The organism is Anaerofustis stercorihominis DSM 17244, from assembly GCF_000154825.1.
GTDB lineage: Bacteria > Bacillota > Clostridia > Eubacteriales > Anaerofustaceae > Anaerofustis > Anaerofustis stercorihominis.
Genome location: NZ_DS560019.1, coordinates 482,859 through 500,263, shown reverse-complemented (window position 1 = coordinate 500,263; position 17,405 = coordinate 482,859). Strand labels below are relative to the sequence as shown.

The window sequence follows — 17,405 nt, the reverse complement described above, 5'->3', positions numbered from 1 at the left end:
AAATAATAATATAGAAAGGAGGATTATAAATGAATAAAAAAATAATGACTATAGCTTTAGCTTCATTTATGATGCTATCGACTTTTGCAGGCTGCGGTAATGTGGGTAATACCGATACTACCAAGAATAATGACAATGCTGTTGAAAACGCTGCGGACGATGTGAAAAACGGTGCCGAAAATATAGGTAATGATGTAAGAAACGGTGTGGATAATGCTGCGGATGATGTAAGGAACGGTGCTGAAAATGTTACCGACGGAAATGATAATGTAACAAAGAATGATTCTTCGTTAACACCATATCAATTTGATTACAGCGGAATGTACAGACAGTATACCTCTAATGATACCGGATATTATAATTCATCATCAACTGCTAAGCATAAGCAGGAAGGTAACGCTGCATACAGTGAAATCAAAAAGATTTCCGGAATCAGTGATGTAAAAGTTGTAATAATAGATAACAAAGCATACTGCGGAGTAAAAACACAAGCAGGCGCAAATAGCTTATCGACTAAGAAAAAAGCAAAAATCGGAAACATCATTAAAGAAAAATACCCTCAAGTAAAAAATGTGTACTTTTCTGATAAAGTTAACGGATACACTTCTTTAGTTAACGTTATCGGAAATGATTTAAGAGATATAACCGATGATGTTTTAAATTTGTTTGATATAAGATAATGACATTAAAAAGTCTCTTTGATTTCAAAGGGACTTTTTTTATTATGTTATTTTTATATTAATATTTAATTAAATTTTAGCATTTTTTCTAAAATAATGTATAATAAATAATATAGCTTAAACTTTTGTTTAGTTTTCTTAGTATAATTAAAAATATTAAATTGTTATTTGTTGGGAATAATAATATTTAAATAATGATAAATATTTAATGTAAGTATTCATTTACTAAGTGATATTAATATAAAAATGAGGTAAGGTAAATAGAATGTCTCAGATAACATCTTTTTTTAATCAGATATTTCAATCTTTTACTATATTATCGGCGATCGATATTCTTATAATGACTTTTATTATATATGCTATTATTAGGCTAATAAAAGGAACTCAAGCGGAGCAGGTAGCAAAGGGAATAATCATAATTTTGGTAATAACCCAAGTCAGTGACTGGATCGGGTTGGTTACCGTTAATTTTGTATTTAAAAATATAATTACCGTTGGATTACTGGCATTACTGATAATGTTTCAGCCTGAGCTTAGAAAAATGCTTGAAACTATCGGTAAAACAAATGTTAAACATTTAAAAGATATATTTATGGAAAAGGATTTGGATTCTCCAAGCGTTGCCGTGGATCAAATAGTTGAGAGTGTAAGTGCATTATCAAAAACCAAGACCGGTTTACTTGTTGTAATCGAAAGACAAGTTCCGCTTGATGATGTGGTTGAAACTGGAGTCAAACTTGATAGTTTACTAAGTACGGAACTATTAAATAATATATTTCAGTATGCTACACCGCTTCATGACGGAGCCGTTATAATAAACAGCGAAACCCTTAGGATAAGAGCAGCCGCTTGTCTTCTTCCATTGTCACAAAACAAAAATCTTTCTACCAGTATAGGAACAAGGCATCGTGCTGGTATCGGTATAAGCGAACATTCAGACTGTGTATCACTCATGGTTTCCGAAGAAAACGGAGTTATCTCTTATGCTATAGGGGGTAAACTTTCAAGATTTGTAGGAGAAAGAGGAATAAGGAGAATATTGACTGAAATATTGATAAAAGAACCTTCTCATAAAAATGGTAAATCTAAAATACTAAGGAGAAAAAACAGTGATGGGAAAAAATAATAGCACAATAATGACATTATTGATTTCTTTTCTTTTAGCTTTACTTTTATGGGCATATGCTACGAGTGACGGTGATAATATGGCTTATAGCAGGATAGAGGATATTCCTATCGCAATTACAAATACAAATAATTTAGATCAAAATGATTTTGTAGTAAAATTATCAAAAGAAAAGATTGAAAGTATAAAAGTATACGGAAAAGGCTCTTTGGTAAAAAGTATGAATAGTCAAAATATCCATGCAAGTGTGGATTTAAAAGATATTTCTTCAGAAGGGACCTATACTTTAAATATAAATATTAAAGGTATCCCAAGTGATGTTACCGTTGTTGATCAATCTCCTAATGTTGTAAAGGTAACGGTTGATAAAATGGGTAATAAAGACATAAGTATCCCATTGATTAAGCAGACCGGAGAACTTAAGAAAGGGTATAGTGTCCTATCCCTTTCTTCCAGTGTAGACAGTGTGCATATATCGGGACCTTCAAACAGTGTAGACAAAGTAAAAGCCATTGTCGGTACGGTAGATGTTTATAACAGAAGCGAAGATTTTACTTCAAATGTTAATTTATATGCTGTCGATGAGAATGGTAAAAAAATAAAAGATGTCGATTTATCTCCTAAAACTACGAGCGTTAATGTAAATATAGGGAGGACCAAAGACGTTGATATAAAGGTAAAAACGAAAGGGAAGTCTAAAGACGGCTATAAAATTACAAGTATAACTCCTAATAAAACTAAAGTAACAATTTCAGGTCCTGAAGATGTATTGAACTCAATCGAAACAGTAAATACCGAAGTTTTGGATTTATCAGATATAACTTCTTCAATTGATAAGAAGCTGAATTTAGTTTTGCCTGAAGGAGTTCATGTAGTGGATTCGAAGGATACCGTGGATGTCAGTGTTGCTGTTGACAGAGATAAACAAAAAACAATATATATAACATCGTTTACTTTTGATAATCTACCTGACGGACTCAGTGCAGAAGTGATCGATGACAAAGTCGGTGTTTTACTTTCGGGGGACAATGCTTTATTGAATGAAATAAGCGAAAAAAACCTTGTTGGCTCACTTGATTTATCGGGATTGACGGAAGGAACTCATTCTGTTGCAATAAAAATCAGTACCCAGGGATTACCTGACGGCGTAAAAATTCAAAGTGTAAGTAAAAATACAGTAAGCGTAAAAATAACAAAAGGACAAATATAATAGTGAGAAAATATTTAATTGAAAATATAAAAATAAATATAGAAAGTCTAACTCATAGCGGAGAGAGAGAAGTAATAATCAATAAACTTAAACTTACCGAACAAAAGGTTAAGGATTTAAAAATCATAAGGAAATCGCTAGACGCAAGAAAAAGGAATACTGACGGGATTTTCTATGTTTATTCCGTTGTACTTTCGTATCCGACAAAACCAAAAGCAAGAAGTTTTAAGGTAAGCGTATATGAAAATAAAAAAGAGAATTTAATCAATTATAATAAGAATAAAGAAATAAAACCTATTATAGTGGGAAGCGGTCCAAGCGGATTATTTGCCGCACTTTATCTTGCTAAGATGGGGTATAAACCTATTATTTTTGAAAGAGGCGAAGAAATAAAAGACAGAGTCGGAACAGTAAAGGATTTCTTCGATAATGCGGTTCTTGATGAAAATTCAAATGTTCAATTCGGTTTAGGCGGGGCAGGGACATTCTCTGACGGAAAAATTAATTCAAGGATCAAAAGTCCGCTTAAAAATGAAGTTTTAGATACTTTTATAAGCTGCGGAGCTCCAAGAGAAATAAAATATTTAAATAAACCTCATCTCGGAACGGATAAACTCAGAACAATAGTCGATGATTTAAAAGCTTTGATAGAATACTATGGAGGAGAGTTTAAATTTTCATCAACTGTAACCGATATTATTGTAGATAATGATAAAGTTAAAGGTGTCGTAGTTAATGATAAAGATGAGTTTCTTTCCGATGTAGTTATCATGGGAATCGGTAACGGTGCAAGAGATACATTTAAGATGTTACATAAACATAATGTAAGTATGGTAAGTAAATCTTTTGCTTTGGGATTTAGGGTAGAACATTTAAGAGAGGATATAGACAGATGTTGCTACAGTGATTATGCCGGACATAAAGTTTTGGGGGCTGCTGACTATAATCTTACATATCATGATGAAGAAACCAAAAAGGGTGTTTATTCTTTTTGTAACTGTCCGGGAGGTGTAGTTGTTGCGGGAGCAAGCTCAAAGGGACAGGTAGTTACAAACGGTATGAGCTTCAGAAGCAGGAATATGATAAACACCAATTCCGCTATCGTTGTAAATGTGAATGAAAATGACTATGGAAACGACCTATTTTCAGGAATAAAATTTCAGGAAGATTTAGAAAGAAAAGCTTATGAAATGGGCGGAAGCGACTATAAAGCACCATATATGAGTATATATGATTTTTTAGGCTTAAAAGGAAAGACAAATGTCAAACCGAGCTATTTACCGGGAGTAAAAGAAAGCGATTTGAATCAGCTTCTACCCGAAAATTTAAATAATGCAATAAAAAATTCTTTGATTTCATTTAATAATTTTTTTGAAACATTTTATAACGGGATAATTACCGGAGTAGAAACGAGGACCTCTTCTCCCGTAAGGATTTTAAGAGATAAAAATACATTAGAAAGTGAAAATATAAAGGGGCTTTATCCTATTGGTGAAGGCGCAGGATATGCCGGAGGTATATTATCAAGCGCAGTGGATGGGATAAAAGCCGCACTTGCCATAAACGAAAATTAATATTACATAGGAGGAAATTATATGGGAAGATTATTTGGAACAGACGGAGTAAGAGGGGTAGCAAATACGCAGTTGACATCCAAATTGGCGCACAAAATAGGATATGCGGCTACAATAAAATTAACAAAGGATAATGATAAAGCACCTACTTTTGTGGTAGGTATGGATACAAGGATTTCAGGAGACATGATTTATGCCGGATTAGTAAGCGGGATAATGTCTGCAGGAGGAAATGTTTTAAATGCAGGTATCATACCAACACCTGCTGTTTCCGTTTTAGTTAAAGAGTTCAATGCCGACAGCGGTATAGTTATTTCCGCTTCTCATAATCCATATGAATATAACGGAATAAAGTTCTTCAGTAAGACGGGGCATAAACTTCCGGATGAAGTGGAAGATGAGATAGAACGATATATATTCGACAAAGTAAGAGACAGGAATATTGTCGGAGATAAAGTAGGAAGAGAAACTAAAATTGCTTATCCGGGAGATATTTATATAAAATATTTATTATCTAAATTAAATATAGATTCTTTGGAAGGTCTTAATATCGTATTGGATTTAGCAAACGGTGCTACATATAAAGTCGGACCGGAAATCTTTAAAAAACTAGGTGCCAATGCTGTCTTGATCGCAAACGATCCTAATGGAGTAAATATCAATAATAAATGCGGTTCCACAAGTGTTAAGAACTTATCAAGTAAAGTTTTGGAGACCAATGCTGATTTTGGGATAGCTTTTGACGGCGACGGTGATAGAGTCATTTTTGTAGACGACAAAGGTAAGGAATTTGACGGAGATAAGATAATGTACCTCTTAAGCTGTTATTTAAAGGATAAAGGCAAATTGAATAAGGATACTTTAGTTCTTACGGTAATGAGTAATCTTGGCGTAAAAAAAGCTTTGAAGGCTAAAGGCATAAATATCAGTGAAACCGGGGTCGGTGACAGATACGTTGTGGAAAGAATGTTGGAAGAAGGATATAATATCGGCGGAGAGCAATCTGGTCATGTCATTATCTCTGATATAAATTCTACCGGCGACGGAATAGCTACAGCTTTGCTTGTTTGTAAAGCGGCGAAAGAATATGGTAAGAATGTAACGGAGCTTACAAAAGATTTGGTTATTTATCCTCAGGTACTGGTAAATGCAACTGTAAATAACGACAAAAAGAATGATTATGATAAAGATGATGTTATAGTGTCTGCTATTAAAAAGATAGAAGAGAAATATGCGGGAAACGGCAGGGTCCTTATCAGAACAAGCGGAACAGAACCTTTGGTCAGAGTTATGATTGAAGGTGAAAATCAGGATGAAATCAAGAAGGATGCGACTGTACTTGCTAAATTGATTGAAGAAAGATTAGTTTGATATGTCAAATAAAACTGCAGTAATAAGCGGAGCAAGCGGTGATATAGGTATTTCCCTTGCTCATGCTTTTTATAATGAAAATTATGATTTAGTACTGTTATATAATAGAAATCAAAAATCCATAGATGATTTTATTAAAGTTCATAATAGTAAGGATATAAAGATATTACCTTTAAAAGCCGATTTTACGGATATAAAAGAGATAAATAATGTTATTAATGAGATAAAAAGTAATATTGAAAATATAGATGTTTTAATAAACAATGCGGGAATCAGTTTAATTAGATTTTTTGACGAAACGAGTTTAGAGGAATGGGATAATGTTTTCAATATAAATGTAAAAAGTGCATTTATGTTATCAAAAGCATTTATTCCAAATATGATAAATAGGAAAAAAGGAAATATAATAAATATTTCTTCAATGTGGGGGATAAGCGGAGCCAGTATGGAAGTTGCTTACTCCGCTTCAAAAGCTGCTTTGATTGGTATGAGCAAGGCTCTTTCCAAAGAAGTCGGGCCGAGCAATATAAATGTCAATGTGATAGCACCCGGAGTAATTGATACAAAAATGAATAATAATCTTTCCGATGAGGATTTAAAAATATTATCTAAAGAGACTCCGATCGGTAGACTTGGAAAACCGGAAGATGTTGCAAATATGGCAGTATTTTTAGCAAGTGATAAAGCGTCTTTTATAACTGGACAAGTTATAAGTGTGGACGGCGGATTTATATTATAATCAATTTGACAATGGTCATTATAAAGTGTATATTTTATTGTAATATCAAAAATGTGTTAGGTGAAAAAAAGAATGAAAGTAAACATATTAACCGATTCTACAGCAGATTTAACTAAAGAACAAATGAGTGAACATGATATCAATGTGTATCCTCTAAATATTTATTTTGGGGAAGAAGAATATATAGATGGAGTGACTATCAATCATAGAGAATTTTTTGATAAGTTATCTACCTGTACGGAACTTCCTACGACCAGTCAAATTCCTGTAGGACAGCTCAGGGATTTATTTTTGAAATTTACCGAGAATGGGGAAGAAGTAGTTGTAATAACGTTGTCGAGTAAGCTCAGTGGTTCTTATAATTCTGCTTTACTTGTCAGAGATTCTTTGGATATGGACAGGAAAAGCAGGGTTCATCTTATCGATTCAATGAGCGTGACCTTAGGACTGTGTAATATAGTTCTAGAAGCATGCAAACTTAGAGATAAAGGTTTAAAAGGCAAAGATATAGAAGAAGAAATAAATAGGATTAAATCTAAAAGTACTCTTTTGGCTTTAATCGAAGATTATAAATATCTTGTAATGGGAGGCAGGCTTTCAAAAGCAACTGCATTTATAGGAAATACTTTAAATATCATGCCTGTGATTGAAATCACCGGAGGTGAAGTAGTTCCTATAAAAAAAGTAAGAGGAAGGAAGAAAGGTTATCAATTTATAATAGAAAAAGCAAGAGCGTATGGTATAGACACCTCCAAAGCTTTTTTCATGGGGCATATTGATGATGAAGAAGCTTTTAAGCATTTTGAAGAATATATGTTAAATAATTTTGATGAATTGGAAAATATCGATATATCTCCGGTAAAAAATATCGGAGCGGTTGTCGGAACTCATGCCGGTCCTCACTGTGTAGGAATAGCTTTCTTTAAAAAATAAATCAAGGGAAATAATATGGCTGATAAAAATAGAAATGATAATAAAGATAAAGAGAATAATAGACTTGCAATTACTTTAGGTCTTGGTTTATGTTTCGGTACTGCATTTGGGATATTTGCCTAGAGATTATAAATAATATATAATATAAAAATTTGATTTTGGAAGATCATAAAATACATAAATAGCAACAAAAAAAGTCCTTATCGGACTTTTTTTAGTTTCTTTTTTCTTTAACTTTAGCAGCTTTACCCACTCTGTCTCTAAGGTAGTTAAGTTTTGCTCTTCTAACTTTACCTTGTCTTGTTACTTCGATTTTATCGATTCTTGGTGAGTGTACCGGGAAAGTTCTTTCTACTCCAACACCATAAGAAATTTTTCTTACTGTGAATGTTTCTTGAACTCCGCCATGTTGTTTCTTAAGCACAATACCTTCAAAAACCTGAATTCTTTCTCTTTTTCCTTCAACAACTTTAACGTGAACTTTTACAGTATCACCTACGTTAAATTTAGTTACATTAGCTTTAAGGTTTTCGTTTTCAACTAGTTTTAATAAATCCATCGTTTGTGCCTCCCTTCATCTTCAAGCATTCTTACTTACTTCTTAAGCAGAGGAACACCCCTAATAGCTATAGTAATCAGACTTATAGCCTAAAAAGTATATCATAACCGTAAGATTTATTCAACCGATTTTTAATTTTATTTGAATAAATCTTCTATTTACTTATATTTTATCCTATTTTAATAAAATATTAAAAAATATTATTGTGTTTATGGTAAAAGAATATCAAAGAAACGTTATCACAAAAAGGGGAAATTTTATGAAAAATATATTAACAAATAAAAAAATATTTTTTACCTTTTTATTTGCAGTATTATCTTTGTTTATAACTTTTAACAGTGTGTTTGCCGTAACGGCATATCCATATAAAAGTATTATATCTCAGCCTGACGGAACAAATTTTAATGCTTATTTTAAAGGGGATGAATACTTTAGTTATTATATCGATGAAAATAATAATGTTATTGTAAAAGACGATGAAGATAACACTTGGAAATATGTAATAAATGAAAATGACAAACTTGCCCTTGGTTCTAATGTAGCTGTAAATGCAAAAAACATCAAATCTTCAAAGGATAAAAATATTAAAGCAAGTGTTTTTAAAAATGATACAAAAAAGAAAGAATACTTAAAACTACAGGAGAAAAACAGTACTTTAAGGAAGAGAGAAACTCCCGATCCTATAGATTTATCGAAGGTACCTATTTCTAAAAGCAGCAAAACATATAAAGGACTTAAGGATAAAAACTCTACAACAAGGGAACTTCCTATGGTAATCATAGATGTAAGTTTTCAAGACATAGAGACAGAGAACACCGAGAAATGGTATGACACTATTTATAATGATCCTAATGGGATAATAGCGTATTATAAAGAAGTCTCCAATGATAAGTTTACGGTGGCTCCTGTCAAAGAAACCAATACGACTCATCCGGGAACTATAAAAGTAAAACTCGACAGAAATCATGGTAATCGGGGTGCAGATTTTGTCAGTGATGATTTCGATAAAGCAATTCAGGAATCTCTAACAAAAGCCGGCTCTACAATAAATTTTAAAGATTATGATATAAATAAAAACGGAAAAATATATAATAACGAACTTGCGGTAGTCATTATTTTCGCAGGATATGAAGCTGCTGTTCCGGATCCCGCTGAACCTAATTTTTGGGCAAGTCAGACAACATATTGGGAACCTTATTTAAATGCTAATGATACATATATAATGAACTTTGTCGGATTTGCGGAAAAGCTTAAACAAACTACTTCTCCTGATGAAGCTATGAACGGTATCTCTACGCTTTGTCATGAACTCGGACATTATATTGGACTGCCTGATTTATATGATGTTGATTATGATGCAGGTGTATGGTCCGATTTTGCAAATGTTGAATATCTAAGTTTGATGGATGGTGGGAACTGGGCTTTTGAAAAGCATGAAGGTTATGTAAAAACTAAGTATATTCCTTCTCATTTAGATGCACTTTCAAAATGGATGTTGGGTTATTATGATGAATCATATATAAATAAAAGCGGAGAGTATACGCTGCATACTGCATCTGATAAGGATAAATATAATTTTTATATAATACCAACAAATGATGCAAATAAATATTTTATTATTGAAAACAGGCAATTTAAAAATTTTGACAGAGTTTTAGGTCCATCATATAAGGCAACATATGGTTTGGATAGGTGTGATCCCGGTATAGTTATTTATAGAGTTGATTCTAAAATAATTTATGAAAATTATAATACGAATACGGTTAACAGCAGTTATCATTCACCGGGATTAAGCGTTATAAAACCATTTGGCACAACTCATTCATTCCCTTCACCTATGTGGAGCGATTTTATCTATAATTTAAATGATCCTGAGAATTTTGAAAAAGTTCCGTATATGGGAATGTTGGGAAGAGAACCCGGTTATAGGACTGATACAGGTATAAAGATTGATACAAATATTTCATCTTCAGATGAAATGACAATTAAAGTTGAGCTTCCAAATGCAAAAGTAAGCTCCATAAAAGCTAAAAATCCCGATCTGAACAACAAAGGCGGGAAGGTTTCTTTTTCCGTAAAAGGTAAAAACTTCTACGGAGATATGACACTCAGTGTGTTCGATAAAAACGGAAATAAAATAAATGAAGATTGGGCTAATAAGGTAATTAAAAATGAAGATGTATATAATATAACGACAAGGAATGCAGCAATCAACTTTCCTGAAAATGCTACAAAAGTAAATAAAAATTATTTTGTCAAAGCTTCTTTCAATAACGGAAAAACTTATGATAAAGTTGCTTCGAATTTAACGGTTAAGACTTCATATAAAAAACAAGAAAACAGTAACAGCGATAAAAGTAATATTTCAATCAACAAAAATTCTAAATCACCAAATTCCGCAAAGACTTCGGATGAAGAAAATATGAATGTTTGGTTTATCATTCTATCAATTTCTGTATTGGGAGTTATAGGTATAGGGTTTAAGCTCAGACGTAATGCGTAAATAATAAAAAGAGCCATTACTTAGGCTCTTTTTTATTATTTATCATATACGTTTAAGATTTCTCCATAGAATATCATATGATAATCATTATTTCCTTCATAAAATCTTTTTTCAATGTTTTCATAGTCAATTATCCCTGTCGGGTCCATAGATTGTTTATATACGATTTTACATTCATAATGTACTTTTGCTTCATTTATTATAGGACTTTCTACACTTTTGGCGTCGCATAATGTGAGACCTGTTTCTTTATATTTATCAAAATCTCTTCCCGACTTTGTTCCCATAAATGCAATTTCTTTTTTAATTGTATCATATTCCGGTACACTTACGGTAAATGAGTCTGCATTTTTAATAAGGTCATATGTATTCCTTGAAAATCTAACCATAACAGTCATAATTTCTTTACCCCATACTCTTCCGACCGTTGCCCAGCCTATTACCATAGTGTTGACTTTATTGTCATTCTTTACATTAAGAAAAACTCCCTTTGGCAGCTGTTTATTAAGTAAATCAAAAGCTTCTTTTGTTTCCATTTTAATTTCTCCTTGTAACTATATTTAAATATTACATATTTATTATATCACTCTTCATTATTATAACATAGAAGAAAAAAGTCGAAGTTTAGTTTTTATACTTCATTTTTTATGGCATTGCAATGTATATCATTAGTGCTTATCTATTTTATATATAGTAGAGATCAATAATAAATTAGATTATAAAATTAAACAATTTAAATTATGTAAGAACATATACGCTTGCTACGATAATATCAATTATAAATATAAATCACATTAGGAATGATTTTGGTGAGGAAGAATTTGCGAATAAATACGGAAGTATAGTATTTAATATTTCAACAGTGATTTGTGTAATTGGTTTCATTTTTCTTCCTGTTTGTGCATACTTGACTTAAAATAAAAGGCTCTTAGTAAACTAAGAGTCTTTTTATTTATTTATTTTATATTCCATTAGTTCTTCTACGAATGGAGATAAACTATTACGGTCAACCATTATAAAGAGTTTTTCCTTTGCTCTGGTCATTGCTACGTAGAACAGTCTTCTTTCTTCCGCATATAAAAAATTTTCTTTATTTTTTAGAAGTAATTTTATAAGATTATCATCTGTTATATTACAGGGAAAACCCATTAAGTTATTGAATGTATTTAATATGAAGACATAGTCACATTCCAGTCCCTTTGCTTTGTGTACGGTCATAAAGTTTATATCTAAATCCGGTCTTCTGATTACCTTTATATTTACCTCTTTTTCTTCATTGACTGTAATTTCAGTCTCTTCGGTTTTTGCATATCTTAGGATATCTTTTTTATACCTTCCGAGGAGCATTACTTCACTTCCAATCGGAAGAGAATATAGTTTATCCAAAAATAGTTTTGTTAGATTATTTTTATTGGGTGAAGTTACGAATTCCACCGAAGAAACCCCGGCTCTTTTACTTTTAAGTTCTTTTTTTATTTGGTGAGGATTTTGAAGAATAAATTTATTTGATAAATTTGCAATATTGCTGTCAAATCTATAATTATTTTCTATTAAATACTTTTTAGCATTATATTCTTTTTCAAAATCATAAAATATATTTATATCACTTCCCGTGAAACGAAATATACTTTGATAATCGTCTCCCACAGCAAAAATTTCACTTTCTGATTTTCTGTATATGCTATCCACAAGTCTCATTCTGGAAGATGATATATCCTGAAATTCATCTATGAGGATGTATTTATAGTCCTTTAAATATAATCCTTTATTTACATAATCCGTAGCTTTTAATATCATATCGTTAAAGTCGATTTGATTATTATGATACAAGATTTTTTCATATGCTTCATAAATAGGAAGCACCAACTTGTAAAATGATTTGGATCTTATTTCTTCGGCTTTATTGTAATAGTTATCTATTTTTAATACATTTTCACTTTTTCTCGCTGTAGTCTTCATCAGGGTAATAAAGTTGGCTATCAATTTTTTTATAAAAGAAATATTATATGCAAAGACTCTGGATATTTCTTCATCTATATCATCGTATGAAAAATCTCTTTTTATATTATATTTATCTAATTCTTCATTCAACTTATCCGCGAATTGATTGTTTTCAAAGTCATAAGAATAAGTGAATATACATTTATCTTTAAAGCCCGGATATGTATTTAAAAAATTTATATATGCATCATAATTTTTTTGTGCCACTCTTTTATTTTTAGGATATCCCCATAAAGGTTTATTCCCCTCTTTATCGATGTAAAGGTTAAATATATATAAATCGTAATCAGGAAGATAAAATCCTGAGCATAGCTTTCTGAACTCATCTCCTAAGGGATTTGTCATAAAGTATTCATAATTTATCTTATGAAGAAATAAATAGTTGGATATCACATTTTCTTCAAATGTCATTTTATATTCATTATCAAGGCTTATAATAGCTTTTTCTTTAAGATATTTGTATTCATGTTCTTTCTTATCGAAGCTTTTAAATGGTACATACTCATGATAGTGGTTTATAAGAAAGTCGTAGAATTCATAATACTTTCCCTTTTTTAGTCTGATATCCAAATATTGGCTGACAAATTTACTTACTCCGTTTTTATAAAGGGTAACGTCGTATCCGTCCACACTGTTTATTATACTTTTACCCAGCTTATGAAAGGTAAATACATCTATATCTTCATGGGTTACTCTTCTTATTCTTTCTTTGAGCTCGTTTGTTGAGGAATTCGTAAAGCTTAATATGAGTATATCCTCTTTATTTGCTTTCCTTTTTTCAATCAAATATTTAACTCTTGCGAGAAGAGTCGTAGTTTTTCCGCAGCCCGCACCTGCTATTGCAAGTATATTTCTTTCTTCGCTGTTTACACATTCCGTTTGAGTTTTATCAAGTTCTTTTTCTTCTATGTTTGTAATTAAATCTTTTTGTTCATTCATAAATTTTATTATATCACTTTTATCAGTAACACAAAATATTATTTCTCATATTATATAAGTGTATAACAAATAAGAACATAAACTTAGGAGGATTTAAAAAGTGGAAGAAAGAACATGTAATACTAATACAAGAGGTGTGGAATGTCTAATTGTTGATAAGGTTTATGATGCCTGCTCAAAAAGAGAATGTATTCAAAATATGACATTTGACTTAGCGTTGAATGGAGATATCTCAGAATATACTTTCCTTTATGCACAATTCGGAGATTCTGAAGTTGAACAATATGAAGATGAACCATTCTTCACAGAAATGGATGAATGTCATGCAAGACTTAAATGTGTTGTAGCTATTCCGATTTATGCGGTACTTAGAAGAAAATGCGACTGTTCAATAGTAGCAGTTGAAGCTAAACCTGTATGCGGCAGCACTGTACAATCAGACAATAAAATCAGAATTCCTGTAAGTACGGTTATGGACTTAAACAGAAAATTCGTAAGACAAGGCAGATTTGCACCTGTAGCTGAATGCTTTACTGAAGCTAACTGCGTAAACAGATCAGGCGGTTGTCAAATATCTATGACACTTGGTTTCATGATCGTTGTAAGTGCAGTATCTAAAGTAAGCTTAAAGGTTCCTACATTCGGATATTGTCCAATACCTGAAGAATGCAGAGAAGAAGAATGTGCACCAAACTTCTGTGAAACATTTCTTAGTGAAGATATTTCAGCATTTAGGGATTTTTTCCCATCTAACAGCTCATGTGACACATGCGGATGCGATGACTAATATCTATTATTATTAAAACATATTATGTATTAAAAAAACGAGGGATAATCCCTCGTTTTTTATATAAATGTATTTAAATAATCTGATACATCTTCAGGTATTTTAAAATCAAATTCCATTTTTGCAATACTTAGTGTTACGTAATTGATATCTTTATAAGTTATTATCTTTGCTACCTGAATGAATTTTGTAGAGTTATCTTTGCTTCCTTCTTTTTTAGTTTTGTTTTTGTACATAACGAATTCTGCGTCTTTCTTTGCATCCTCGGGAAGTTCTTTTATTTTCCATTCATCAAGTTTAAGTGCATTGACGAAGTCTTCGATATTGTTATGACCAGAAATCATATCAACTCTTTTATCGTCTATGATAACATCGATCCTATCGCTGTTATTTATAGTATCATTGTAATCATCTATATTAAAACCATCGTTTACGTTAAATCCGCATCCTGCAAATCCTGTTAGTAACAATACTGATAATAGTATCACAAATATTTTCTTCATTTTCTTTCCCTCTTTAATAGATGTTTTATTTTAAGTTTTCAGGGTTTAGTCCTTTTAGTTCGTCTAATACAAATACTCCGTTTTTTCTGATCAGTACATCGTTGAAATAAATTTCTCCGCCGCCTTTTTCTTCTGTTTGTATCAATACAAGATCCCAGTGAAGAGAAGATTTGTTTCCGTTATCCGCATCTTCATAACAACAGCCCGGAGTAAAGTGAATACTGCCTGCGATTTTTTCATCGAATAAAGTATCAAGCATAGGTTCGTTAATGAATGGATTGATACCTATAGCAAACTCTCCTACGTATCTTGCACCTTCATCCATATCAAATACTTTATTTATTCTTTCATTATTGTTTGATGTTGCTTCCACGATTTTACCGTCTTTAAATGTCAATTTTATATTTTCATAAATAAATCCAAGGTGGTCGCTCTTTGTATTATAAGAAATAGTTCCGTTTACACTGTCTTTAATAGGTGCGGTATAGATTTCTCCGTCGGGTATATTCATATTGCCGCAGCATGGTATTGCATTCATTCCTTTTATAGAGAATGTTAAATCCGTACCCGGACCTTTAATCCTTACTTTGTCGGTTTTTTCCATTAATTCTTTTAATGGTTCTACCGCCTTAGCCATTTTAGAATAATCAAGACAGCATACATCGAAGAAATAATCTTTAAAAGCGTCTTTGCTCATTTTTGCACTCTGAGCCATCGAGCCGTTAGGATATCTTAAGATTACCCATTTTGAATTATCTACTCTTTCTCTTAATACCGGTCTTAAAACCGAGGATTGTAATGATATATTATCGCTTGGAACGTCGCTTAATTCACTTGCATTGTCTGAACATCCGATACCGATATATGCATCCATTCCTTTCATTTGATATAATTCATAGTCATTTTGAAATTCAAGCTGTTCTTTGCTTACGCCCATTAAAATTTCTCTATTTATACTTGAGTCGGTAAGTTTTAAATAAGGAAAACCTCCCGCTTTATAAACTTCTCTTACAAGTGCCTTTACCAAGTCTCTTGTATCTTCTATTCCTCCGGCATTTATAAGTACTTTTTCGCCTTTTTGAACGTTAGTCGAAAAAGTAACGAGATTATGTGCCAGTTGTTCTATTCTTTTGTCCATAATAAATTATGCCTCCATATATACTAATTTGTTATATATTATTTTACCATATTTTATTAATATTTATTATAGATATGGAAAAGAAATATTTTTTTTGATAGAATATTAAAAAACGCAGAGAGTGGTAATATGAAAAATAATGTAGTAATAGGTAAAATATTCAATGTTCATGGGATAAAAGGAGAATTAAAGGTTCGTCCTTTGACTGATGATATCAATAGATTTAAGATTTTAAAAAGATGTTTTATAAAGAATAAAGAGTATGAAGTATCGGCTGCAAGAATAAACAAAGACCAAATAATTTTAAAGCTTAAAGGTCTTGATGATAGGAATGAAGCTGAAATATTAAAAAATGAATATGTGGAAGTACTTAGAGAAGACAGCGTAGGATTGGAGGAAGGAGAATACTTTATAGAAGATTTAAAAGGGTTAAAAGTATTAGATGAAGACGATAATGAAATAGGTATCATGTCGGATGTCCTTACCAACGCTGCCATTGATATTTATGTATTTAAAATTGAAGGTAAGGAACAAATGCTTCCTGCATTGAAAGAAAATATCTTGGAAATCAACATTGATGAATATATAAAAATAAATTCCAAGAATTTGGTTTATTAGGGGATACTATGATTTATAATGTACTCACTTTATATCCGGAAATGATAGAAGCCTACAAAGAAGTAGGGATTATAGGCAGAGGTGTAAAAAGCGATAGGCTGCAAATCAATGCTATAAATATCAGAGATTATTCAAAGGACAAGCATAAAAGAGTCGATGATGAAATCTACGGCGGGGGAGCGGGAATGCTGATGAAAGCTGAACCTGTGTATGACTGTGTGAAAGATATAAAAAAAGACAGAGATGTCCCTGTAATTTATTTTTCTCCGAGAGGCAGGACTTTTAACAGCGAGATCGCCAAAGAATATGCAAACCTTGATGAAGTAATTCTTTTATGCGGACATTACGAAGGGATAGACCAGAGAGCTGTAGACCTTTGTGTAGATGAAGAGATAAGCATAGGGGATTATATTTTAACAGGCGGACATATCGCTTCTATGGTATTTATGGATACTGTAAGCAGGTACGTAGACGGGGTTTTGGGTAACAGCGAAAGCTATCAGAATGAGAGCTTTGAAGACGGACTGCTCGAAGCAAACCAGTATACGAGACCCGAAGAGTTTATGGGAATGAAAGTTCCCGAGGTGCTTATGTCGGGACATCATAAAAAAATAGAAGAGTACTATAAAGAGGAAGCACTAAAAGAGACTAAGATAAGAAGAGAAGATTTGCTTTAGTAGTAGAGTATTTTGAATTGTATAGGGGCGCGGAGTCTGCTTGCAGG

The 17,405-nt window shown here is 31.9% G+C and carries 16 protein-coding genes; 11 read left to right on the top strand and 5 right to left on the bottom strand.

The annotated features are described in order from the left end of the window. The first annotated feature begins 29 nt into the window (after positions 1-29). The 7 genes from ANASTE_RS07100 to ANASTE_RS07070 all read left to right on the top strand — a co-directional run bounded on the left by ANASTE_RS07100 (position 30) and on the right by ANASTE_RS07070 (position 7,633). Positions 30-680 carry a hypothetical protein gene (locus ANASTE_RS07100; protein ID WP_007050307.1) on the top strand — a complete coding sequence of 217 codons (651 nt, stop codon included), beginning with the start codon at positions 30-32 and terminating at the stop codon, positions 678-680. Between the two features lie 265 nt (positions 681-945). Beyond that, on the top strand, positions 946-1,806 hold the full coding sequence (cdaA, locus tag ANASTE_RS07095; RefSeq protein WP_007050306.1) for a diadenylate cyclase CdaA: 861 nt from the start codon (positions 946-948) through the stop codon (positions 1,804-1,806). Next, positions 1,793-3,016: a CdaR family protein gene (locus ANASTE_RS07090; RefSeq protein WP_007050305.1), complete on the top strand. Its 1,224-nt coding sequence runs from the start codon at positions 1,793-1,795 to the stop codon at positions 3,014-3,016. The genes cdaA and ANASTE_RS07090 overlap by 14 nt, the downstream gene beginning before the upstream one ends. 2 nt (positions 3,017-3,018) lie before the next feature. Then, on the top strand, positions 3,019-4,590 hold the full coding sequence (locus ANASTE_RS07085; protein ID WP_007050304.1) for an NAD(P)/FAD-dependent oxidoreductase: 1,572 nt from the start codon (positions 3,019-3,021) through the stop codon (positions 4,588-4,590). 21 nt (positions 4,591-4,611) lie between these two features. Continuing rightward, the gene (gene glmM, locus ANASTE_RS07080) at positions 4,612-5,961 is read left to right on the top strand and encodes a phosphoglucosamine mutase (RefSeq protein WP_007050303.1); all 1,350 of its coding nucleotides are present in this window, start codon (positions 4,612-4,614) and stop codon (positions 5,959-5,961) included. Between the two features lies 1 nt (position 5,962). After that, a complete protein-coding gene (gene ymfI, locus ANASTE_RS07075) occupies positions 5,963-6,700 on the top strand; it encodes an elongation factor P 5-aminopentanone reductase (RefSeq protein WP_007050302.1) in 738 nt (245 codons plus the stop codon). Between the two features lie 72 nt (positions 6,701-6,772). Next, complete coding sequence (locus ANASTE_RS07070) at positions 6,773-7,633, top strand: DegV family protein (RefSeq protein ID WP_007050301.1); 861 nt, start codon at positions 6,773-6,775, stop codon at positions 7,631-7,633. Positions 7,634-7,847: 214 nt separating this feature from the next. Here ANASTE_RS07070 and rplS read toward each other — a convergent pair whose 3' ends face one another. Further along, a complete protein-coding gene (rplS, locus tag ANASTE_RS07065; protein ID WP_007050300.1) occupies positions 7,848-8,192 on the bottom strand; it encodes a 50S ribosomal protein L19 in 345 nt (114 codons plus the stop codon). A 259-nt stretch (positions 8,193-8,451) separates the two neighbouring features. Between rplS and ANASTE_RS07060 the strand changes: the two genes are divergently transcribed. After that, positions 8,452-10,695, top strand: a complete 2,244-nt coding sequence (locus tag ANASTE_RS07060; protein WP_039945317.1) for an immune inhibitor A domain-containing protein — start codon at positions 8,452-8,454, stop codon at positions 10,693-10,695. 35 nt (positions 10,696-10,730) lie between these two features. Here ANASTE_RS07060 and ANASTE_RS07055 read toward each other — a convergent pair whose 3' ends face one another. Next, positions 10,731-11,231 (bottom strand): flavin reductase family protein, encoded by a 501-nt coding sequence (locus ANASTE_RS07055; RefSeq protein ID WP_007050298.1) that lies wholly within the window; start codon positions 11,229-11,231, stop codon positions 10,731-10,733. A gap of 412 nt (positions 11,232-11,643) precedes the next feature. Further along, positions 11,644-13,635, bottom strand: coding sequence for a UvrD-helicase domain-containing protein (locus ANASTE_RS07050; protein WP_007050297.1), 1,992 nt, complete (start codon positions 13,633-13,635; stop codon positions 11,644-11,646). A 100-nt stretch (positions 13,636-13,735) separates the two neighbouring features. On the opposite strand from ANASTE_RS07050, the gene ANASTE_RS07045 reads away from it, so the two are divergent. Then, a complete protein-coding gene (locus tag ANASTE_RS07045) occupies positions 13,736-14,422 on the top strand; it encodes a hypothetical protein (RefSeq protein WP_007050296.1) in 687 nt (228 codons plus the stop codon). A 59-nt stretch (positions 14,423-14,481) separates the two neighbouring features. Here ANASTE_RS07045 and ANASTE_RS07040 read toward each other — a convergent pair whose 3' ends face one another. Both ANASTE_RS07040 and ANASTE_RS07035 read right to left on the bottom strand, forming a co-directional pair. Then, complete coding sequence (locus ANASTE_RS07040) at positions 14,482-14,925, bottom strand: hypothetical protein (RefSeq protein WP_007050295.1); 444 nt, start codon at positions 14,923-14,925, stop codon at positions 14,482-14,484. A 25-nt stretch (positions 14,926-14,950) separates the two neighbouring features. Then, positions 14,951-16,066, bottom strand: a complete 1,116-nt coding sequence (locus ANASTE_RS07035; protein WP_039945315.1) for an aminopeptidase — start codon at positions 16,064-16,066, stop codon at positions 14,951-14,953. 126 nt (positions 16,067-16,192) lie between these two features. On the opposite strand from ANASTE_RS07035, the gene rimM reads away from it, so the two are divergent. Further along, positions 16,193-16,681 carry a ribosome maturation factor RimM gene (gene rimM / locus ANASTE_RS07030; protein ID WP_007050293.1) on the top strand — a complete coding sequence of 163 codons (489 nt, stop codon included), beginning with the start codon at positions 16,193-16,195 and terminating at the stop codon, positions 16,679-16,681. Positions 16,682-16,689: 8 nt separating this feature from the next. Continuing rightward, positions 16,690-17,358 (top strand): tRNA (guanosine(37)-N1)-methyltransferase TrmD, encoded by a 669-nt coding sequence (gene trmD, locus ANASTE_RS07025; RefSeq protein WP_007050292.1) that lies wholly within the window; start codon positions 16,690-16,692, stop codon positions 17,356-17,358. Positions 17,359-17,405 lie beyond the last annotated feature (47 nt).